Origin of the sequence: Bacteroides sp. An279 (assembly GCF_002159615.1) — a bacterium.
Taxonomy (GTDB): Bacteria; Bacteroidota; Bacteroidia; order Bacteroidales; family Bacteroidaceae; genus Phocaeicola; species Phocaeicola intestinalis.
In genome coordinates, this window is the sequence record NZ_NFJA01000007.1 from 21,930 (window position 1) to 44,003 (window position 22,074).

Sequence of the window (22,074 nt, forward strand, 5' to 3'; positions counted from 1 at the left end):
CTGTGTTTCGAATAGTATCATTTATTTTGTATACTTACTTAGTATTTGTAAGTGATATTTTGTTCGCGGTGGTTCACTTCTACGTTTACTCCGAATTTTTCGTGGATATGCTGTGCCACATGTTCGGCTGCATAAACCGAGCGGTGTTGTCCGCCTGTACATCCGAAACAGATGCTCAGGTGGGTAAAACCTCTTTCCAGAAAGCGTTGCACATGGGCATCGGCCAGTGCGTATACGTGTTCTAAGAAGGTCAGTATCTCTCCGTCTTCTTCCAGGAACCGGATAACCGGCTCATCGCGTCCGGTCAGTTGCTTGTAGGCATCGTATTTGCCCGGATTGTGGATGGCACGGCAATCGAATACATATCCGCCTCCGTTTCCGGACGGGTCTTCCGGAATCCCTTTCTTATAGGAAAAGCTCATGACCCGCACCGTAAGCTTGCGCTTGTTCAGTTCGGTGGCATATACGGGAAGCCTGGTTAATTGTTTCAGCACTTTGCATAGGTAAGGATATGCCGGAAAATCCTCTTCCAATAATTGGTCCAGGTTTTCGATGGCATACGGGATGCTTTGCAGGAAGTGCGGCTTCTGTTCGAAGTAACCACGGAATCCGTAGGCACCCAATACTTGTAAGGTGCGGAAAAGGACGAATTGCCTTAATTGTTCCCTAAAGTAGGATTCGGGCATGGGGCAATAGGCATGAAGGGCGTCCAAGTAGTCGTGTATCAGCTCTTCACGTAAATGTTGCGGGAATCGTGCTTTGGCTTGCCATAAGAATGAAGCCACATCGTAATAAACGGGTCCTTTCCGTCCGCCCTGAAAGTCGATGAAGTAAGGTTTCCCTTCCCGTATCATTACATTACGGCTTTGGAAGTCGCGGTACATGAAGGTGGAAAATGTATCGGCAAGCAATACTTGCGTCATGTTTTCGAAATCGTCTTCCAGTAAATTTTCCTGAAAGTCAATGCCCGTGGCTTTTAGGAAGCAATATTTGAAATAATTCAAGTCCCACAGGATGCTGCGCCGGTTGAATTCAGCTTGCGGGTAGCAGACGGAGAAATCCATGTCTTCCGCTCCTTCGAATTGTATGCGTGGAAGCAGGCGGATGGTTTGTTTCAGCAAGGATTTTTCTTCGTTGCTGAATGTACCTGTTGTACGTCCGTGCCCAATGGCTTGAAACAGGGAGATGTCTCCCAGGTCTTCTTGCAAGTAAGCCATGGCATCGTCGGTTTGGGCATAAACGTGCGGAACGGGCAACCCTTTTGCCTCGAAGTGTTGTGCCATGTACAAGAAAGCACGGTTCTCTGCTTCCGATGTGCCATATACGCCTATCAGTTGCGGAGTTCCTTTCAGACGGTAATACTTGCGGTTAGAGCCTGCGCCTGCCAATGGTTCGATGTCTTCGGGGAGATGTCCGGTATATGTTTGGTACAGTGTTTGTATGTTTTCTTGATGCATAAGTCGTATAGGTGTTTCAGAGGCTTTGCCAATCTTTTCAATTCTTTGTCAAAAGCAGGGTATGTCTTAATACTATAAATTCATTCAGTACTTCCTCCAACGGTCTGCCTTGTAATTGTCCCGTTGAGGCTTGTTTGATTTGTTCGCATACTTCGTTTAGTGTAGAGACAAATTCTGCTTTCTCTTTTTGGATAGCAAGCTTCCTGATATAGTCCAATGCTTTCTTCATGCAGTTTTCATCATCGGCGATGTAACTCAACTGGCGGAACAGTTCCGCATTGATGCTTTTGGTACTCATGTGGGTATCTCCTTCTCCTTATTTTATATATGCTTTCCGGCAAAGATAGTGAAATTTTTCCTGAATAAAAAAAGAGTTACCCGATTTCTCGGATAACCCTTCTTAGGTAGCCCGTGGGAGAATCGAACTCCCCTTTCAAGAATGAAAATCTTGCGTCCTAACCGATAGACGAACGGGCCATCTTTCTTTTCTGCCTTGGCAGATGTTGTTTTTGGAAGTAGCCCGTGGGAGAATCGAACTCCCCTTTCAAGAATGAAAATCTTGCGTCCTAACCGATAGACGAACGGGCCATCCTTTGTCGTGTTGAGAAGGTGTTTCTCGAACACGGGTGCAAAGGTACGCATTATTTTTGAATTTGCAAGCGTTTTTGCAATTTTTTTTAATGTGGGAATAAATAATGTGCTAATGTGCCAATGTATGGGCTTAATAAAAATCTCTGCATTTGTTGGGCTTTTCATTTCTTTTTCATACATTTGTCGCATCCTTAGAAAAGGATGACATATATTTAGGAAAGAGCGTTTTGAAGATATTATCCTATCGTGGAATTTGGACAATTTCATAAGCCGAGGATAATAAGCAAGAACGCTCACGTCAATGTTATATACCTATCTCATGTGCGAGTAGCTTATATATCCTTTGGCGTGGGCTATTGTTTATTACTCGGTTTAGGCAGTCCAGAGCCTCGCGATAGTAATACGCAATGGTTCCCACGCCTTTTTTGTATAAACGCTTGTGGGGGGAACAGCAAGCATAAATTGAAATACAATGAAAACATGGAAATGGTTGGCTATGACTTTCATGGCTGCAACATTGGCAACAAGTTTTACGGCTTGTAGTGATGATGATGAACCTTCGAATGAAAATCCCGTGTTAGGTACGACTGGTAAAAGGCTGGTTCAAGAATTGGAGAATGGAGATCCGGATAATTCGTTCACTTACTATTATGGTACCGATGGCTGGCTGATTAGAGCAATTTCACATAATGATCCATCAGATAATTCTAGCCAGTCCATTACGTACGAAAAGAGAGACGGATATACTTATGCGACTACGACATGGAATGATGGGGACAAAGCGGAATGTATGTTTGACAATTTAATGCGGATAGCAGGTGATGCGACTTGTTCCTACGATGAAGAAGGGCATTTGGTAAGATATGGTGACGTTACATTTGAATGGGAAAATGGAAACATATCAAAAGTTCATGCCCATGATGGGACTACCACATATACCTATTACACAGACTTGGAAAATAAATTTCCAGTATATCCGGATCCCGTAACAGAAGAGGTGGACGAATATATCATGTTATTGACAGCTCATCCACAACTTTTTGGCGTACCGTGTAAGAATCTCGTTAAAAGTGAAGTAAACCCTTATGCTACTTGCAATTATACATACGAACTTGATTCGGATGGTTATGTATTATCAGTTACAATAGAAATAGTTGATGGTGAAGATAAAGGTGAAAAGGGCGTTTATTTTAGCTACAAATGGGAATGAACAAGTATGTGAGTTATAGTTAATCAGAAATGAATTGCGAAAAATCACTTGTCATATTCTTGTAGTCTTGCGTCCCCGAATGCATTCACGGATAGTTTTATGTGTGTATGGTTAGCCATACGGATGGGGAGACGCAAGACCTTGCGTCTCTACAAATATGCAACAAATCTTGGCAGGTATTTGAAAGAGTATGTGTCGGAGTTTTTACTGTAATACTGTTCGTAGGATTTTATGGGATGATACTATTGAATGTAGATTATACAGATGAAAACACAATAATAAAGATGGTTGGAGGATTGCCTTTGATAGGAATCGTCTTTATGTACGTTTCCTATGTTATATTTATAAGTACGATACAACCAATTATGATAAAAAACATTTCGAAAAAATGAAAGCATGAAAGACGAAAGCAAAAATTGACTAACTTTGGCATTCCTGAAATGCATAGAGACAGATGAAGGCATAAACGACAATACTTGCAAGCAATACGCTTATTTGGCTCTTGGAGAAACAGATAAAGCGATAGCCTATCTTCGTCAGGCTATCGACAACGGATACAGAAACATCAGACACATGGAAAAAGACGACGACATGGATAATATCCGAGATATGAAAGAGTTTCAGGAACTGCTGAAAAGCATCAGAAAAATGAAGAACCTTTGGAAATGAAGAATTAAGAATGAAGAACGAAGAATTGCTCCGCCCGCATGGAATTGGCTAACGCCGAACGTTGTTTCTTCATTCTTCATTCCTCATTCTTCATTCAAGAAGGTTCTTCATTTAAAGGCATTATTTATTCAGTTCATTCACTTCTGCCAGGCTCTTGTTTATTTCCTCATCGCTCAGGCTATAATTGGTGAGATTGCCTGCCAGGTATTGGTCGTAAGCGCTCATGTCGATCAAGCCGTGTCCGGAGAGGTTGAAAAGAAGCACTTTCTCTTCGCCGCTTTCTTTGCATTTCAATGCTTCATTAATGGTGGCAGCGATGGCGTGGCATGATTCCGGTGCCGGGATGATGCCTTCTACTTTGGCGAAAAGGCAGCCGGCTTTGAACGAATCCAATTGTTGGATGTCGACGGCTTCCATGAGGTTGTCTTTTATCAGCTGCGATACGATGACACCAGCTCCGTGATAACGCAAGCCTCCGGCATGGATGTTGGCAGGGGTAAAATTGTGTCCCAATGTGTACATCGGAAGCAGCGGGGTATATCCGGCTTCGTCTCCATAGTCGTATTCGAATTTGCCTCGTGTCAGTTTGGGGCATGATGCCGGTTCGGCTGCAATGTATCGGGTTTTCTTTCCTTCCAGGATGGTGTGGCGCATGAACGGGAAAGCGATGCCGCCGAAGTTCGAGCCTCCACCGAAGCAGGCGATGATGGCATCGGGATATTCGCCCGCCATTTCCATCTGCTTTTCGGCTTCCAGTCCGATGATGGTCTGATGGAGAGTGACATGGCTTAATACAGAGCCTAAAGTGTATTTGCAGTTAGGTGTCGTGCGTGCCAGTTCTACTGCTTCAGAAATAGCTGTACCCAGTGAACCTTGGTGGTTAGGGTATTTGGTCAGGATGTCTTTTCCTGCGCGGGTTGACATGGAAGGTGAAGGAGTGACCTGTGCGCCGAAGGTCTGCATGATGCTGCGCCGGTATGGTTTCTGCTCGTAGCTGATTTTTACTTGATATACGGCAGCTTCCAGTCCGAATACGTTGGCTGCATACGACAGGGCTGCTCCCCATTGTCCGGCTCCTGTTTCGGTTGTGATGTTGCTTACGCCTTCTTTTTTGCAATAATAGGCTTGTGCCAGTGCCGAATTCAGCTTGTGCGAGCCGATAGGGCTGACACTTTCATTTTTGAAATAGATGTGGGCAGGGGTGTCTAATGCTTTTTCCAGTCCGTATGCACGTACCAGCGGGGTGCTCCGGTAGTATTTGTACATGTCGCGCACTTCCTCGGGTATCTCGATCCATGTATCTGTTTGGTTCAATTCCTGCTGGCAAAGTTCTTTGGCGAAGATAGGGTAAAGGTCTTCGGGTTTGAGCGGTTCTTTGGTAGCAGGGTTTAAGGGAGGCAGCGGTTTGTTTATCATATCTGCCTGAATGTTGTACCAGAAGCGTGGTATTTCGTCTTCGGGTAAGATGAATCTTTTCTGTTTATTGCTCATAATGACTTACATTTTTAAACGTTTTGCCAAAAATAGGTAAAAAAATGAAACTATGCAACCTCTTTTACGAAAATTTCTTCCAGAGGGGACTAATCTTGTTTCAATCTTGTTTCAATCGTCCACCCAAAGCAGGTCGCTCATGATGCTGTCGGATATGAAAATACCTTGTTCGGTAAGCTTCAGGAAATCGCCGGTCTGTTGTAAAGTATGTTGTTGTAAATGGGGTGTGGCAAGGTGGATACAATAATCGTATAGTTTTTCTCCGAAACCGGTCTTGAGCCTGGTCAGGGACATGCCCCACATGGTGCGCAGGCTGGTAATGATAAAATCATTGTAGCGGGTATAGAGGTCGAGCTCTTCTTTTTCAAAATCAGGCTTATGGTTTTCGATGCCTGTTATGTATTTTTCAAGCGATGCGATGTTCCATTGGCGTGACGTGCCGTTATATGAATGGGCAGAAGCTCCGCATCCTAGGTATGTTTTGCCTGTCCAATAGCTGGAGTTATGGCGTGAATATTTGTCGGGCAGGCAGAAGTTGGATATCTCATAATGTTCGTATCCGGCGTTTTTCAGTGTATGAATCAGTTCGGTGAATAGGTTTACGCTCAAGTCTTCGTCTATTTCGTTTACCCGATGCTGTTCGCGGAGTTTCCAGAGGGGTGTTCCTTCTTCGTAAATCAGGTGGTAGGCAGAGATGTGTTCGGGATGCAGGGTGACGGCTTGCTTCAGGTCGGCTTGCCATGCGGCGAGTGTTTCTCCCGGCAATCCGTACATCAGGTCGATGCTGATATTTCCGAAACCGGCTTCCCGGCAGTTCCAGAATGCCTCCAAGGCTTGTCGGGCATTGTGCCGGCGTTGCAGGACAGACAGGGTGGCATCGTTGAATGTCTGTATCCCCATGCTCAGGCGGTTGAAGGGGAAGTGCCGGAGCATCCGGATATAGGTGGGGTGTAAATCGTCCGGATTGGCTTCGATAGTGATTTCGGCATCGGGGCGGATGCTGTAATGATGATATAGGGTGTCGAACAGTGCTTCGAAATGTTTCTCCTGCAATTGTGAAGGTGTTCCTCCGCCCATGTAGACGGTCTCGATTTCTTCATCTTCAAGATAATCTTTCCGTTGTTCCAGTTCAGCGCATAATGCTTCGATGTATCGGTCTGTCTGTCCGCTTTGGGTCGTCGAAAAGAAATCGCAATAGATGCACCGCCGTTTGCAGAAGGGGATGTGTAGATAGATGCCTGCCATGAAAAAAGTAAAAAAAATGTCATTCTGAACGAAGTGAAGAATCTCGTGTACATCTGTGGATGTGAGATCCTTCGCTTTGCTCAGGATGACAATTCTATAATATAAGTGTTATTTTTATATTCTTACCATTATTCGCCACAGATAGCAGCTACACCCGGCAATACTTTGCCTTCGATGGCTTCCAGCAATGCACCGCCACCGGTAGAGATGTAAGATACCTGGTCTGCCATGCCGAACTTGTTGATGCAGGCTACAGAGTCGCCACCGCCAATCAATGAGAACGCGCCGTTCTTGGTAGCTTCTGCAATGGCTTCAGCAATAGCTTTCGAACCACCAGTGAAGTTATCGAATTCGAATACGCCGGCAGGACCGTTCCACAGGATAGTCTTGGCATTTACGATAGCAGCCTTGAATGCTTCGCGGCTTGCAGGACCTGCATCCAATCCTTCCCATCCGTCAGGAATGTTGTTAGCCGGGCATACTTGTGTGTTGGCATCGTTCTTGAAGTCATCAGCTGCGATACAGTCGGTACCCAATACCAGGTTTACACCTTTTTCTTTTGCTTTCTTGATGATGTCGAGAGCCAGGTCGAGCTTGTCATCTTCGCAGATAGACTTGCCGATTTTACCGCCTTGAGCCTTAGCGAAAGTAAATGTCATACCGCCGCACAGAATCAGGTTGTCTACCTTATCCATCAGGTTTTCGATGATACCGATTTTGGTAGATACTTTCGAACCACCCATGATGGCGGTGAACGGGCGTTTGATGTCTTTCAATACGTTATCAACGGCTTTCACTTCTTTTTCCATCAGGTAGCCCAGCATCTTGTGGTCTGCATCGAAATAGTCGGCGATAACGGCTGTAGAAGCGTGTTTGCGGTGAGCCGTACCGAATGCGTCCATTACGTAGCAGTCAGCGTATGAAGCCAATGTTTTGGCGAAATCTTTCTGGCGAGCCTTCATTTCTTTCTTGGCAGCTTCGTAAGCGGGGTCTTCTTTTTCGATGCCTACGGGTTTGCCTTCTTCTTCCGGATAGAAACGGAGGTTTTCCAGCAACAGTACTTCGCCCGGTTTCAAGGCAGCGGCAGCGTCTTGTGCCTTAGCGCAATCGGGAGCGAATTGTACCGGAGTGCCCAGAGCTGCTGATACAGCATCAACAATCTGGCTCAACGAATATTTGGCGTTTACTTTGCCTTTGGGCTTGCCCATGTGCGACATGATAATCAAAGCGCCGCCGTCAGCCAAGATTTTCTTCAAGGTAGGCAGAGCGCCACGGATACGAGTGTCATCGGTAATCTTACCATTTTCGTCCAAAGGTACATTGAAGTCCACGCGGACGATTGCCTTCTTTCCGGCAAAGTTGAATTTGTCAATAGTCATCATAGTCTCAATATTTTTTGTTTAAAGTGTTTGCATCTCAGTTGCACCGCAAAGTTAAGAAAAAAAACTATCCGACATGTATTTCACCCGATTATTTTCTGCCTCTTTGTTATTTTGTTTTAAAAACGGCGGGTTCGTATGGTAAAGTAAGTTGTCTGTGTTTGGCGCGTTATTCAGGCTGGTTGCAGAATGGTATTTATCATCCTGTATCATCCTGTTCCGTTCTGAAGTGAATGTTTTCGGCTCCCTTTTTGCGGGTTTATGATCTTTTTTATAACTTGCACTGTTTTTCAGGCAATGCCGGTTTCATGTATTTATGGATGCTATACCGTTATTCTTGGACGGATTCCGGGCAGTTTCTGGCAGGTTGGAAAGATTAAAAGAACTATTTATGGAAAAAATGCATCAATGTGTCTTGTGTATCGGGTCGAATTACCATGCGGAAATGCATATGAATATAGCCGAGAAAGTATTAAGACATTATTTTCCTTGTATCCGATGGGGGAAAACCATACAGACCGCACCCGAAGGGAGCATACATCATGCTCCTTATCTCAACCGGGCGGCACTGTTTGAAACCACTTGGGATCCAGATACTTTGAGGAGCTTTTTCAAGGACATAGAAAAAGCTTGCGGGCGCACTCCTGCCAGTAAGCAGACAGGGATTATTCCACTCGACATTGACCTGCTGATGATAGATGGTGTCGTGTGCAAACCCGCCGACATGCAAAAAAAATATGTGCACCTGGCACTACATGGGCTGGAGATATAAAAACGGCTTGTGCGATTTATCACCACAGATTTATTAATTTACGATTTGACAATTTACTATTTACTATTTTGATATTAAAATCGTACTTCGTAAATCGAAAAATAGTAAATATATCTATACCTATAGTATAGCAGAGACAGTTTCCAGGCCTGGGGAAAAGAGTAGGATTAGGTTTGTATGTATAAAATCCGTATCTTTGTGCGCTTGTTTCAAGAATTATATCATCAAACAATCTGTTATGTACACGAACAAAGAAATATGGAATGTAACTTATCCCATTTTCTTGGGATTGCTGGCACAGAATGTCATCAACGTGACCGATACTGCCTTTTTGGGACATGTGAGCGAAGTGGCACTGGGAGCTTCGGCTATGGGTGGACTGCTGTATATCTGCATTTATACGGTGGCTTTCGGTTTCAGTGTGGGTTCGCAGATTCTTATAGCGCGGCGTAATGGTGAGGGGAACTACCATGCCGTGGGGCCGATTATGTGGCAGGGCTCTGCCTTTAGTTTCGGGATGGCGGTAGTGCTGCTGGCGGCAATGTATCTGTTTGCCGAGCCTCTGATACGCCTGCTCATTACATCAGACAATATCTACCATGCTACTTACGAGTTTTTTACGTGGCGCATCTGGGGGTTCCTGTTTGCATTTGTCAACGTGATGTTCCGTGCCCTTTATATAGGCATTACTAAGACGAAAGTGCTTACGATGAGTGCTGTGGTCATGGCTGCGGTCAATGTAATACTCGACTATGTGTTGGTGTTCGGTGAGTGGGGTTTCCCCGAGATGGGTGTGCGCGGGGCGGCACTGGCTTCGGTGATAGCCGAGGCGTCTTCGCTGGTGTTTTACCTTGTATATACCTATGCGAAGATAGACCTTCATAAGTACGGGCTGCACCGCTTCGGGCAGTTCGACTGGAACATGGTGGTGCGTATCTTGCATATTTCCTGTTTCACGATGGTGCAGTATTTCCTCTCGATGGCTATCTGGTTCGTATTTTTTATGGCACTGGAGCGGTTGGGCGAGCGCCAGCTGGCGATAGCCAATATTGTGCGTAGTGTCTACGTCGTTTTGCTTATTCCGGTGCAGGCACTTTCTACTACGGCGAACTCGTTGGTGAGCAACCTTATCGGTTCGGGAGGTGTGTCGAAGGTGATGCATCTGCTGAACCGCATCGCCCGGATGTCGTTCCTCATCATGGTGGTTTGTGTAGTGTTGTGCGTGGCATTTCCTCATGCCATCCTTTCGGTATATACAGGCGAGGAGGCATTGCTTCATGAATCGGAACTGGCACTTTATGTAGTGTGCGTGGCGATGCTGATTGCGGCACTTTCCAATGTGTATTTCAACGGTATTTCGGGAACAGGTAATACACAGGCGGCATTGGTGCTCGAAATCGGCATACAGGTGTTTTATGCCCTCTATATCATCATCATCGGCATGGTGGTGCAGGCTCCGGTGGAGATTTGTTTCACTACCGAAGTGATTTACTATACCCTGATGTTGGTTTTCAGTGTGATTTATCTGAAAAAAGCGAAATGGCAGAACAAAAAGATTTGAAGCCTGCAAGTTTTTTACTATTTTTGCACGCCGCTTTTTTATTGGGTGCAGAGACGGCGTACATCTCTGTGCCTCTGTGGCATAAAAATTAAATAATAAATCGCTAAATAGTAAATAGTAAATCGCTAAATAGTAAATAGAATTATGTTCGATAATTTAAGTGAAAGACTGGAGCGGTCGTTCAAGATATTGAAAGGTGAAGGCAAAATCACCGAAATCAATGTGGCGGAGACCCTGAAAGATGTACGTCGTGCGTTGCTGGATGCCGATGTAAACTATAAGGTGGCAAAGAACTTTACCGATACGGTGAAAGAGAAAGCACTGGGGCAGAACGTCCTGACGGCCGTGAAGCCCAGCCAGTTGATGGTGAAGATTGTTCACGACGAGCTGGCGAAGCTGATGGGAGGCGATACGGTGGAACTGGAGTTGAAAGGTCGTCCTGCTGTTATCCTGATGTCGGGTCTGCAAGGTTCGGGTAAGACAACCTTTTCGGGCAAGCTGGCACGGATGTTCAAGTCGAAGAAGAACCGTAAGCCCTTGCTGGTAGCATGTGATGTTTACCGTCCGGCTGCCATCGACCAGTTGAAAGTGCTGGGCGGACAAGTGGAAGTACCGGTTTATAGCGAACCGGACAGCAAAGATCCGGTACAGATAGCCTTGAATGCCATTCAGGAAGCCAAGGCGAAAGGGTATGACCTGGTTATTGTCGATACAGCCGGCCGGTTGGCGATAGACGAACAGATGATGAACGAGATTGCCGCTATCAAAAATGCCATCACTCCGGATGCTACCCTTTTTGTGGTGGATGCGATGACCGGACAAGATGCGGTGAACACAGCCCGTGAATTTAACGAACGTCTCGACTTCACCGGTGTGGTACTTACCAAATTGGATGGTGATACGCGTGGCGGTGCCGCCCTTTCCATCCGTACGGTGGTAAACAAGCCTATCCTGTTTGTTGGTACGGGCGAGAAACTGGATGCCGTCGACCTTTTCCATCCGGCACGTATGGCAGACCGTATTCTGGGTATGGGCGACATCGTTTCGTTGGTAGAGCGTGCACAAGAGCAATACGATGAGGAAGAAGCCAAGCGTTTGCAGAAGAAAATCCAGAAGAACCAGTTCGACTTTAACGACTTTTTGGGACAGATCCAGCAAATCAAGAAGATGGGTAACCTGAAAGAACTGGCTTCGATGATTCCGGGCGTAGGAAAGGCGATTAAGGATATCGATATTGATGACAATGCCTTTAAGAGCATTGAGGCAATTATTTATTCGATGACTCCCCAAGAGCGCACACATCCTGAAATCCTGAACGGAAGCCGCCGGAACCGTATTGCCAAGGGTAGTGGAACAAGCATTCAGGAAGTGAACCGCCTCTTGAAGCAGTTCGACCAGACCCGCAAGATGATGAAGATGGTAACGGGCAGCAAGATGGCAGGCATGATGCAGAAAATGAAACGGAAATAACGGGAAGTGTATCTTACGGATTATCCCCTTGTCTTCCTTATGTTGTTAAGGAGCAGGCAAGGGGATAATTGTTTTTTGGAGGTTCTTTGTTTGCTTGTCTATTTGATTTCGAACTCCTCTTTCATGTCTATTTCTTCGTTGTGCGCGTCATAAAATTTATATTGCAGGAAGGCAAGGCTTTGGTTCGGGACAATCTTGATTCCGAAGCCGTATTTCATCTGCCACTTCCGCTTGAGCGACATGATGCCTTGGTTGATGTAAGCAGCCACGTAGGGGTGGATGTGCAATGTAAATTTCTTGACCTTCAACTTATTGACCAAGTAGTCAATTTTGCTTTCCAGTGTATCTGTAAACAGGATGGAAGGCTTTATCTTTCCTTTGCCGAAGCAGGTGGGGCAGTCTTCATCAGTAGCCACATCCATTGCCGGACGCACGCGCTGGCGCGTTATCTGCATCAGACCGAATTTGCTGAGGGGCAGAATATTATGCTTGGCACGGTCTTTTTGCATGTTCTGGCACATACGCTCGTACAGTTTCTGACGGTTCTCGGCAAGATTCATGTCGATAAAGTCGACAACGATGATTCCTCCCATATCTCTTAATCGGAGTTGGCGCGCCAACTCATCGGCTGCGCCCAAGTTCACATCGAGGGCATTGGCTTCTTGTCCGTTGGCAGATTTCGAACGGTTACCGCTGTTCACGTCCACTACGTGCAGCGCTTCGGTATGTTCGATAATCAGATAAGCCCCGCTTTTATAAGAAACGGTTTTCCCAAACGATGACTTGATTTGTTTGGTGATGGCAAAGTTATCAAAAATGGGAAGCTGGCCTTTGTATAGCTTGACAATACCCACACGTTCGGGGGCTATCAGGGCTACATAATTCTTTACTTCATTGTAAACGGTCTCGTCGTTCACGTAGATGTTTTCGTACGAAGGGTTGAACAGGTCGCGCAGCATGGCTACCGTGCGGCTTGTCTCTTCGTAGACCAGTGTAGGCATTTTGGTTGCCTTTTGTACTTTTGTGATGGTCTCTTCCCAGTGTTTCAGCAATACTTTCAGTTCGGCGTCCAGTTCAGCCACGCGTTTTCCTTCTGCCACCGTGCGTACGATGACGCCGAAGTTTTTCGGCTTGATGCTTTGCAGCAATTGTTTCAGGCGTGCGCGTTCTTCGCTCGACTTGATTTTTTGCGATACCGACACTTTATCATTGAACGGGATCAGTACCAGGTATCTGCCGGCGAACGACAATTCGCAGGTCAGTCTCGGTCCTTTGGTGGAAATGGGTTCTTTGACAATTTGTACGATAACCTCTTGTCCTTGTTGCAGGACGTTCGAGATGCTTCCGTCCTTTTCAATATCGGGCAGCATGGATGCCTTCGATATGGGATAAAGCTTCTTTCGGTCGCTGATAACTTGTTTCAGATACTTCTGGTAAGAAAGAAATTGAGGTCCGAGGTCTAAGTAATGAAGGAAAGCGTCTTTTTCGAAACCGACATCTATGAAGCAGGCGTTCAGTCCGGGCATCAGCTTTCTGACTTTGCCCACGTACATATTGCCGACGGAAAAGGAAAGGTTTCTTTCTTCTTTCTGGAACTCTACCAGGTTCTTGTCTTCCAGCAGAGCTATGGAGATTTCCTTCGGCTGTACATCTACTACTAATTCGCTTGTCACTTGTTATACTTAGTTTACGGGTTAATACTTTTTTTGAAACAAAAGATTCTCAATACACAAAGAACAAACCTGAAAGACTATGAAGGAGCTTTGCAAGTTTGTTCTTTATTGAAGTCGGACAGACTAACAATTATTTTTTGCTTTTGTGTCTGTTCTTTCTCAGTCTTTTTTTACGTTTGTGAGTTGACATTTTATGTCTTTTTCTTTTCTTTCCGCTTGGCATAGCTTCAAAATTTTATAGGGTTAATACTAATGTTAATTATTTCTTTACTGAAAGAGTAAACGTCTTTGCTGGCTTAAATGCCGGAATGTTGTGTTCCGGAATGATGATGGTCGTATTTTTTGAAATGTTCCGGGCAGTCTTCTGCGCTCTTTTCTTCACGATGAAACTGCCGAATCCACGGAGGTATACGTTTTCATCATTTGATAATGACGTCTTTACTGAATCCATAAATGCTTCCAGCGTAGTGAGTACCGTTTGCTTGTCAATGCCGGTGCTTTTGGCAATTTCGTTTACAATCTCTGCTTTAGTCATTTCGCTAATAATTATTGTTATACGTTATCTTAATTTTTTGGATTGCAAATATATAGCTTTTCTCGCTTATGGAAAAATTTCTTTCGAACAAAATTTTAAAAAACTGTTTCAAGCATCCTTAAAACCTGTAATTTTGCAGATGTTTTTAGTGTTTTTAATCAAAAGCAATGGAAAAGTTATGAATCGGTTCGGTGAAACCTTGATACATTGGTATGAGGAGAACAAGCGGGATTTGCCGTGGAGGGACACGAAAGACCCTTATAAAATATGGATATCTGAAATCATACTCCAGCAGACACGTGTGGTACAGGGATACGGTTATTACTGCCGTTTTATCCGGCGGTTCCCAGACGTGTTTGCTTTGGCTGCGGCCGGTGAAGACGAAGTGATGAAATATTGGCAGGGGTTGGGCTATTATTCACGGGCAAGGAACCTGCACGAGGCGGCACGTTCGATAGCTGCGCGCGGGACTTTCCCGGATACTTACGAAGAGGTACGTAAATTGAAAGGAGTGGGCGATTATACCGCCGCCGCCATTTGCTCGTTTGCCTACGGTATGCCTTGTGCCGTGGTCGACGGCAATGTGTACAGGGTGCTTTCACGCTGGATGGGGGTAGAAGAACCGATTGACACCACGCAAGGCAAGAAACTTTATGCGGCATTGGCTGGAGAGTTGCTCGAAAAGTCGGTTCCTGCCCTGTACAACCAGGCAATAATGGACTTTGGAGCCTTGCAGTGCGTGCCCTCATCCCCTTCGTGCATGTTCTGTCCGTTGGCAGACAGCTGTGTGGCATTGCAGAAAGGATTGGTGGATGTGCTTCCGCGCAAGCAGCACAAAACCAAAGTGAGCAACCGGTATTTCCTTTATTTTTATATAGATGCCGGCGGGGATACCTTCTTGCACAAGCGGGAGGCGGGGGATATCTGGCACAACCTGTATGAGTTCCCGTTGATAGAAACCGGACGGGCGATGGAAGAAGAAGAGGTATGCATGCTGCCGGCATACAGGCAGCTTTTTGCGGAATGCGAAATCTTGTCTGTGCGGTTGGTGGCAAAGCAGGTGAAGCATGTCTTGTCACATCGGGTGATTTATGCCGACTGTTATGTCGTGCGCATCGCCCCGGGGGGGATGCCGCAGGGGGCGTTCCAATGCGTCCCGGTCGGCGATTTGCACAAATTTGCGGTTCCGCGTTTGATATCTCGTTTTTTTTCTGTAATTTTGAAACCAAATAATCAGTAAACGATTTAGATATGTCATTGAATAAAGTGCAATTGATTGGAAATGTCGGGAAAGACCCGGATGTACGCTATTTGGATAATGGGGTGGCGGTAGCCGCTTTCCCTTTGGCCACTACAGACAGAGCCTATACATTGGCAAACGGCACGCAGGTGCCCGAACGTACGGAGTGGCATAACATCGTGTTGTGGCGCGGACTGGCGGAGACTGCCGAGAAATATGTACACAAGGGGGACAAACTTTATATTGAAGGAAAGATACGCTCGCGCTCGTATGACGACCAGAACGGCATCAAGCGTTATGTGGTGGAAATCTTTGCCGATAATATGGAGATGCTGACTCCGCGTTCTCCCCAGCCGGCAACCGCTCCTTCCCAGCCTGCTGCGGCACAGCAGGCGAATGTTTCGGCGCAGCAGGCTGGCACTTCTGATGATTTGCCTTTCTGACCGATGGCATATAAACCTGATGTTTAACTAAAATTTTTTGTTTTGGATCCTGACTCGTGTTTATCTATCATTGAAGAGTGGTGTAGCGGCTTCACGTTTGCATCTCCTTCCGTAGGAGCGTTGGCAGCTGCTGTGCTGGCTGTGTTGTTATTGTGTGTGTCCGGTCTTGTCTCGGCTTCGGAGATAGCTTTCTTCTCCTTGTCTGAAAACGACAGGGAAGAAGTGGATGAAGAAAAATCGGCGGCCGACAAGCGTATCCGTAAGTTGCTGGACGACTCGGAACGTCTGCTTGCAACGATTCTGATATCCAATCATTTCGTCAATGTGACGATTGTCGTGCTGGGGGCTTTCTTCTTTTCCGATGTGATGCGTGGGGAAGAGGCAGAGGGGCTGCGGCTGGTCTTTTGTGTCATCGTCTTGACATTCCTGCTGTTATTGTTCGGCGAGATTATGCCTCGCATCTATTCGGCACAAGATTCGTTGGGGTTCTGCCGGAAAGTAGCGCCTCTCATTGTCTTCCTGCGTAGGGTTTTCCGTCCCTTTTCAGACATTCTGGTACGTTCTGCCTTTTTTGTGAACAGGATGGCGCAGAAGCATAAAAAGACCGGCCTTTCTGTGGACGAACTTTCGCAAGCCTTGGAGCTGACCGACAAACGTGAGATTTCGGAAGAAAGCAATATGCTGGAAGGCATCATCCGTTTCGGAGAGGAAACGGCAAAAGAGGTAATGACTTCGCGGCTGGATATGGTAGATTTGGAAATCGGCACCCCGTTTTCAGAAGTCATCAAGTGTGTGGTGGACAATGCATACTCCCGTATCCCTGTTTATGAAGAATCGCGCGATAATATAAAGGGCATTCTGTATATTAAGGATTTGTTGCCCTACTTGGAAAAAGACGACACTTTCAAGTGGCAGAACTTGATACGGCCTGCCTATTTCGTGCCCGAGACCAAGATGATTGATGACCTGTTGCGTGATTTTCAGGCAAACAAGATCCATATAGCGATTGTGGTGGACGAATTTGGAGGTACATCGGGGCTGGTCACGATGGAAGACATTATCGAGGAAATCGTTGGGGAAATCAATGATGAATATGACGAAGAAGAACGCAGCTATGTAAAGGTTTCGGATAACGTGTATGTTTTTGAGGGGAAAACGTTGCTGTCCGATTTCTATAAGATATTGGATGTCGACCCGGATGATTTCGAAGAGCTGGCTGGCGATGCCGATACTTTGGCAGGACTGGTGCTCGAACTGAAAGGAGAGTTCCCGGCACTGCATGAGATTATCCGTTGCAAGGATTTTGTGTTCGAAGTGCTTCAGATGGATGCCCATCGTATTGTGAAAGTAAAAGTAACCCGGAAGAATGTCGCTGTTTAAGAGTTGGAAAAGCGATGGCGCTGTGTTTGCCATCTGGAAGGTGGAAGAAACCGGCGGAGAGTTGCGTGCGATGTTGGGGGACTCATTGCCTTACGATGCTGAACTGTCCGCACTGCGTGCAGAGTCACGCCGTACCGAGTATCTTGCGGTGCGTGTATTGCTTAAGGCATTGTGCGGTGAAGAGAAACAGGTCGGGCATTTTCCTTCGGGCAAACCTTTCCTTACAGACCAGAGCTATCGGCTTTCGATTTCTCACACCAGGGGGTATGTGGCTGTAGCACTGCATCCGTCTGCCGAAGTAGGAGTGGATATCGAGCAGGTGGCAGACCGGGTATTGAGGATTGCCGGCCGTTTCATGTGTGCCGAAGAGCTGGACGGAGAGACGGAAGCGGTAAAAGGGTTTGCCGGAGATTCACGTACCTCCACCTTATATTATATGCTCTTGCACTGGTCGGCAAAGGAAACGCTCTACAAGCTGATGGGAGAAGAAGAAGTCGATTTCAGGGAACACTTGCGTGTCATGCCTTTTCATCTTCAGCAGCAAGGGGATTTTGTTGCTGGTGCATACAAATCTTTTCCGCCGGCAAGTTATCAGGTCTGTTATATGGTTCATCCTGATTTTGTCTGCACGTGGAGTGTGCAGGCAAAGAAATATTTTTAATGAATATCCGCATTTTGCCCAAGACACGGGACAACCTCGTCTGGTGTAAGATTAATAATCTTCCGCTTGTAAGATTAATAATCTTGCAGCCTGAAGATTAATAATCTTACAGCGGATGGACCTATATGCGTTGCCGACGCACCTCTATCCGCAGGCTTCCGCAACCGGATGCGCCTTGCTATGATTCTATCCGGAATTACAAATTCATTTCTTGTCTACACTGATTTACAAATTTAGCTGACTGAGATATAAGCTATCAATTAGCCACAATAATACCCATCTGGGCTTTCAATTCCTCACTCAAAGGCAAACATTTTGTTATTTACCATAGAAAACATTTCGGATTTCGCACGCTATTTCGTACCTTTGCATGCACAAAACAGACACGAATTATGATTAAGTCCGACTATCCATCCGTACTCCTTATATATACCGGCGGAACCATCGGTATGATAGAAAACCCCGAAACAGGGGCTTTGGAAGCCTTTAACTTCGACCAGCTTCAGGAAAACGTGCCCGAACTGCGGCGGTTCAACTACCGGATATCTTCGTACCAGTTCACCCCACCCATCGACTCATCGGACATGGAACCGGCACTGTGGGCAAAACTGGTCAAGATTATCCAATACAATTACGATAACTTCGACGGATTCGTCATCCTGCACGGAACGGACACCATGGCATATACGGCATCTGCACTAAGCTTCATGCTGGAAAACCTGAGCAAACCGGTCATCCTGACAGGAAGCCAGCTGCCCATCGGCGTGCTGCGCACCGACGGAAAAGAAAACCTGATAACCTCTATCGAGATTGCCGCAGCAAAGCATCCCGACGGTACGGCAGTGGTGCCCGAAGTGTGCATCTTCTTCGAAAACCTGCTGCTGCGCGGAAACCGCACGACGAAAATCAACGCCGAGAACTTCAACGCTTTCCGCTCGTACAACTATCCCCCGCTCGCTACGGCAGGCATCCACATCAAGTATGAATACGACCGCATCCGCAAAGCGCATCCCGATGTGCCGATGCACCCCCACTTCGTGTTCGACACCAATGTCATCATCCTCACCATCTTCCCCGGCATACAGGAAAACATCGTACAGGGCGTCTTACGCACCCCGGGACTGAAGGCTGTGGTGCTGAAGACCTACGGCTCGGGCAATGCCCCGCAAAAGCCCTGGTTCATCCGCCTGCTGAAAGAAGCTACGGAGCGCGGCATCATTATCGTCAACATCTCGCAATGCCCTACAGGCATGGTGGAAATGGCACGCTACGAAACCGGCCTGCACCTGCTGGACGCGGGCGTCATCAGCGGATACGACTCGACTGTAGAAAGTGTGCTCACCAAACTGATGTTCCTGTTAGGGCACGGGCTTACCCCGCAACAGGTGCGCAACGAGCTGAGCCGTCCCATTGCCGGAGAGTTTACCCGCCCTACTTTGTAACCGGATTGTAATACCTATTTCACAATACCGAAACAAGAAAGCCTCATCTTTGCAAGTGAATTTTTCACCACAGATTACACAGATTTTCTATTAATTAATAATTAACAATTAATAGTTAATAAAGGCAAATATCGCCATTATACCCTATTAATTATTAACTATTAATTATTAACTAAAAAAACAGAACCATGAACGAATACCGAATCCTTGTAGTAGACGATGAAGACGATTTGTGCGAAATCCTGAAGTTCAACCTCGAAATGGAGGGTTACAAAGTCGATACTGCCAACTCGGCAGAAGAGGCCCTGAAACTGGACCTTACGCAATACAACCTGTTGCTGCTGGACGTGATGATGGGCGAAATTTCCGGATTCAAGATGGCGCGCATGCTGAAGGCAGACAAAGACACCGCCAACATCCCCATCATTTTCATTACCGCCAAAGACACGGAAAACGATACCATCACGGGCTTCAACCTAGGTGCTGACGACTATATCTCGAAGCCATTCTCGCTACGCGAAGTCATCATGCGCGTGAAAGCCGTATTGCGCCGCACCGCCAACCTCCAGCTGAAAGACAGTGAAGAACTGCAATACAAGGGACTGGTCATCAATGTGCCACAGAAAAAGGTGACAATCAACGGCGAAGAAGTTTCACTCACCAAGAAAGAGTTCGAAATCCTACTGCTGCTGCTCCAAAACTCAGGACGTGTGTTCTCTCGCGAGGACATCCTCTCGAAGGTGTGGAACGATGAGGTGTACGTGCTCGACCGCACGATAGACGTTAACATCACCCGCCTGCGCAAGAAAATCGGCGAATACGGCAAACATATCGTTACCCGTCTGGGATACGGCTATTGCTTCGAATGCGAATAAATTATTTTCAGACACTAGGAATCAGGTACTAGGTTTAAACAATTCTGCCGATGTATCTAGAGCCTAGCTACCTAGTACCTAGTCAACTAGTACCTAAAAAAAAGCTTATGACTAAACTGATATACCGTCTGTTACCGTTCAGTAAACGGCTTTTCCTGTCGGTCATCCTGCTGTTCGTCATCTTCGCGACGTGCTTCCTCGTTTTTCAATACCAGCGTGAAAAAGCATACAAGAGCGATTTGCTGAACATGCAATTACAGAATTACAATAACCGGATGTATGACTTCATCACCTCGTGCAAGTCCCTCGATACCGATTCATTGCAACAATACGTTGTTACCCATATCATTCCCGATATCCGTGTAACCATCATTACCACCCAAGGTAAAGTGATATACGACAACATCCAACCCGATGTAAGCAAGTTTGAGAACCACCGTACCCGTAAAGAGGTGCAAGACGCACTGATGTATGGAAGCGGCTATGACATCAACCGCATCTCTGCCAGCATCGAAGGGCAAGAATATTTCTATTCGGCACACTATTATCCTTCACAACAACTCATCATCCGCTCAGCACTGCCCTACAACGTAAGCCTAAGCAAGCACCTCAAAGCCGACTCGGAATTCGTATGGTTTACACTGACCATCAGCCTGATGCTGGTCATCCTGTTCTACCGCTACACCCGAAAGTTGGGGATGTCCATCACCCGACTGCAACAATTCGCCCTACGTGCCGACCGCAACGAACCGATCGACATTTCTGAATCGTTCCCCAAAAACGAACTGGGCGAAATCTCCCAACACATCATCAAGATATACCAGCGCCTGCACCGTGCCAAAGAAGCTCTGTATATCGAACGCGAGAAACTGATATCGCACCTGCAAACCTCACATGAAGGATTGGGGGTCTTCACCCGCGAGCGAAAAGAAATACTGGTAAACAACCTTTTTACCCAATATGCCAACACGATCTCCGACCACAACCTGACCTCGACCGAAGAAGTGTTCAACATTGCCGAACTGCATCCCATTACCGACTTTTTGAACCGCAACGACGGAAACTTCAGCAAAGAAGAGAAAAAACTATCGCTTCATGTGGACAAGAACGGACGTTCTTTTTCGGTAGAATGCATCATTTTCCAAGATCACTCATTCGAAATATCCATCAACGACATCTCACAGGAAGAACAACAGGCACGCCTGAAGCGGCAACTCACCCAAAACATCGCCCATGAACTGAAGACACCAGTCAGCAGCATACAGGGATACCTGGAAACAATACTAAACACCCCCAACCTGCCTCCGGCAACAATGCAGGCATTCCTCGAACGAAGCTATGCGCAAAGCAACCGACTCACCGTCCTGCTGCGTGACATCTCGGTGCTGACACGCATGGATGAAGCCCCGAATCTGGTAGAACGCGAACAGGTAAACCTGAGCCTGATGCTGAAGAATATGCTGAACGAGCTGGCACTGGCATTGGAAGAAAAACACATCACGGTCATCAACAAAGTGCCCTACGGACTTATCATCAACGGAAACAGTTCGCTACTCTATTCCATCTTCCGTAACCTGATGGACAACGCCATTGCATACGCAGGAACCGGTGTGACCATCCGCATCAACTGTTTCCGCGAAGACGAAAAATACTACTATTTCAGCTTTTCCGATACAGGAGTAGGCGTACCCGAAGAACACCTGAACCGCATCTTCGAACGTTTCTACCGGATAGACAAGGGACGCTCGCGCAAGCTTGGAGGCACTGGACTGGGACTTGCCATCGTAAAAAATGCTGTACTCTTCCACGGAGGAACCATTTTCGCCAAGAACAATCCGAGTGGAGGACTGGAATTCGTGTTCACTCTACAGAAAAACAAAGAAGAATGATACGGGACTTGCAGAAGTTAAAGCCGGTAAAGAAAACGCCAGTTACAGAAGCGGAAATGCCTTAAAAACTCATCCCAAATCAGCACATGAT

Annotated in this window: 19 protein-coding genes and 2 tRNA genes; 12 read left to right on the forward strand and 9 right to left on the reverse strand. The window is 46.4% G+C overall.

Annotated features, from left to right (window positions below; translation table 11 throughout):
• Positions 1–38: 38 nt before the first annotated feature.
• From B5F78_RS02340 to B5F78_RS02355, 4 genes are all read right to left on the reverse strand, one after another.
• Positions 39–1,457 carry a RapZ C-terminal domain-containing protein gene (locus B5F78_RS02340; protein ID WP_087405867.1) on the reverse strand — a complete coding sequence of 473 codons (1,419 nt, stop codon included), beginning with the start codon at positions 1,455–1,457 and terminating at the stop codon, positions 39–41.
• A gap of 37 nt (positions 1,458–1,494) precedes the next feature.
• Entirely contained in the window at positions 1,495–1,755 is a 261-nt protein-coding gene (locus B5F78_RS02345) for a hypothetical protein (protein WP_087405868.1), read from the reverse strand.
• Between the two features lie 107 nt (positions 1,756–1,862).
• A tRNA-Glu gene (locus B5F78_RS02350) sits at positions 1,863–1,934 on the reverse strand.
• A gap of 39 nt (positions 1,935–1,973) precedes the next feature.
• Positions 1,974–2,045, reverse strand: a tRNA-Glu gene (locus B5F78_RS02355).
• A gap of 475 nt (positions 2,046–2,520) precedes the next feature.
• Here B5F78_RS02355 and B5F78_RS02360 point away from each other — a divergent pair.
• Both B5F78_RS02360 and B5F78_RS02370 read left to right on the forward strand, forming a co-directional pair.
• Positions 2,521–3,258: a hypothetical protein gene (locus tag B5F78_RS02360; RefSeq protein ID WP_087405869.1), complete on the forward strand. Its 738-nt coding sequence runs from the start codon at positions 2,521–2,523 to the stop codon at positions 3,256–3,258.
• Between the two features lie 426 nt (positions 3,259–3,684).
• Positions 3,685–3,927, forward strand: a complete 243-nt coding sequence (locus tag B5F78_RS02370; protein WP_087405871.1) for a TPR end-of-group domain-containing protein — start codon at positions 3,685–3,687, stop codon at positions 3,925–3,927.
• Positions 3,928–4,047: 120 nt separating this feature from the next.
• Here the strand turns inward: B5F78_RS02370 and B5F78_RS02375 are convergent, their stop codons facing one another.
• The 3 genes from B5F78_RS02375 to B5F78_RS02385 form a co-directional block, all read right to left on the reverse strand.
• On the reverse strand, positions 4,048–5,418 hold the full coding sequence (locus B5F78_RS02375) for a TrpB-like pyridoxal phosphate-dependent enzyme (RefSeq protein WP_022038780.1): 1,371 nt from the start codon (positions 5,416–5,418) through the stop codon (positions 4,048–4,050).
• A 111-nt stretch (positions 5,419–5,529) separates the two neighbouring features.
• Positions 5,530–6,663: a radical SAM family heme chaperone HemW gene (gene hemW, locus B5F78_RS02380; RefSeq protein ID WP_087405872.1), complete on the reverse strand. Its 1,134-nt coding sequence runs from the start codon at positions 6,661–6,663 to the stop codon at positions 5,530–5,532.
• A 128-nt stretch (positions 6,664–6,791) separates the two neighbouring features.
• Entirely contained in the window at positions 6,792–8,045 is a 1,254-nt protein-coding gene (locus B5F78_RS02385) for a phosphoglycerate kinase (RefSeq protein ID WP_087208259.1), read from the reverse strand.
• Positions 8,046–8,433: 388 nt separating this feature from the next.
• On the opposite strand from B5F78_RS02385, the gene B5F78_RS02390 reads away from it, so the two are divergent.
• The 3 genes from B5F78_RS02390 (at position 8,434) to ffh (ending at position 11,845) form a co-directional block, all read left to right on the forward strand.
• Positions 8,434–8,814, forward strand: coding sequence for a 2-amino-4-hydroxy-6-hydroxymethyldihydropteridine diphosphokinase (locus B5F78_RS02390; protein WP_087208261.1), 381 nt, complete (start codon positions 8,434–8,436; stop codon positions 8,812–8,814).
• Positions 8,815–9,052: 238 nt separating this feature from the next.
• On the forward strand, positions 9,053–10,375 hold the full coding sequence (locus B5F78_RS02395) for an MATE family efflux transporter (protein WP_022038776.1): 1,323 nt from the start codon (positions 9,053–9,055) through the stop codon (positions 10,373–10,375).
• 144 nt (positions 10,376–10,519) lie between these two features.
• Positions 10,520–11,845 (forward strand): signal recognition particle protein, encoded by a 1,326-nt coding sequence (gene ffh, locus B5F78_RS02400; RefSeq protein WP_087208262.1) that lies wholly within the window; start codon positions 10,520–10,522, stop codon positions 11,843–11,845.
• Positions 11,846–11,943: 98 nt separating this feature from the next.
• Here ffh and B5F78_RS02405 read toward each other — a convergent pair whose 3' ends face one another.
• Both B5F78_RS02405 and B5F78_RS02410 read right to left on the reverse strand, forming a co-directional pair.
• On the reverse strand, positions 11,944–13,518 hold the full coding sequence (locus B5F78_RS02405) for an Rne/Rng family ribonuclease (RefSeq protein WP_022038773.1): 1,575 nt from the start codon (positions 13,516–13,518) through the stop codon (positions 11,944–11,946).
• 259 nt (positions 13,519–13,777) lie between these two features.
• A complete protein-coding gene (locus B5F78_RS02410; protein ID WP_022038772.1) occupies positions 13,778–14,053 on the reverse strand; it encodes an HU family DNA-binding protein in 276 nt (91 codons plus the stop codon).
• Between the two features lie 178 nt (positions 14,054–14,231).
• On the opposite strand from B5F78_RS02410, the gene mutY reads away from it, so the two are divergent.
• From mutY to B5F78_RS02445, 7 genes are all read left to right on the forward strand, one after another.
• Positions 14,232–15,293 carry an A/G-specific adenine glycosylase gene (mutY, locus tag B5F78_RS02415; protein ID WP_087405885.1) on the forward strand — a complete coding sequence of 354 codons (1,062 nt, stop codon included), beginning with the start codon at positions 14,232–14,234 and terminating at the stop codon, positions 15,291–15,293.
• Positions 15,294–15,304: 11 nt separating this feature from the next.
• Positions 15,305–15,736 (forward strand): single-stranded DNA-binding protein, encoded by a 432-nt coding sequence (locus B5F78_RS02420; protein ID WP_022038770.1) that lies wholly within the window; start codon positions 15,305–15,307, stop codon positions 15,734–15,736.
• Positions 15,737–15,778: 42 nt separating this feature from the next.
• On the forward strand, positions 15,779–17,116 hold the full coding sequence (gldE, locus tag B5F78_RS02425; protein WP_087405873.1) for a gliding motility-associated protein GldE: 1,338 nt from the start codon (positions 15,779–15,781) through the stop codon (positions 17,114–17,116).
• Positions 17,103–17,777 (forward strand): 4'-phosphopantetheinyl transferase family protein, encoded by a 675-nt coding sequence (locus B5F78_RS02430; RefSeq protein ID WP_022038768.1) that lies wholly within the window; start codon positions 17,103–17,105, stop codon positions 17,775–17,777. Before gldE ends, B5F78_RS02430 begins: the two co-directional genes overlap by 14 nt.
• Before the next feature lie 392 nt (positions 17,778–18,169).
• The gene (locus B5F78_RS02435; RefSeq protein ID WP_087208267.1) at positions 18,170–19,219 is read left to right on the forward strand and encodes an asparaginase; all 1,050 of its coding nucleotides are present in this window, start codon (positions 18,170–18,172) and stop codon (positions 19,217–19,219) included.
• Positions 19,220–19,407: 188 nt separating this feature from the next.
• The gene (locus B5F78_RS02440) at positions 19,408–20,094 is read left to right on the forward strand and encodes a response regulator transcription factor (RefSeq protein ID WP_022038766.1); all 687 of its coding nucleotides are present in this window, start codon (positions 19,408–19,410) and stop codon (positions 20,092–20,094) included.
• 107 nt (positions 20,095–20,201) lie between these two features.
• Positions 20,202–21,983, forward strand: coding sequence for a sensor histidine kinase (locus tag B5F78_RS02445; protein ID WP_087398259.1), 1,782 nt, complete (start codon positions 20,202–20,204; stop codon positions 21,981–21,983).
• The last annotated feature ends 91 nt before the right edge of the window (positions 21,984–22,074 follow it).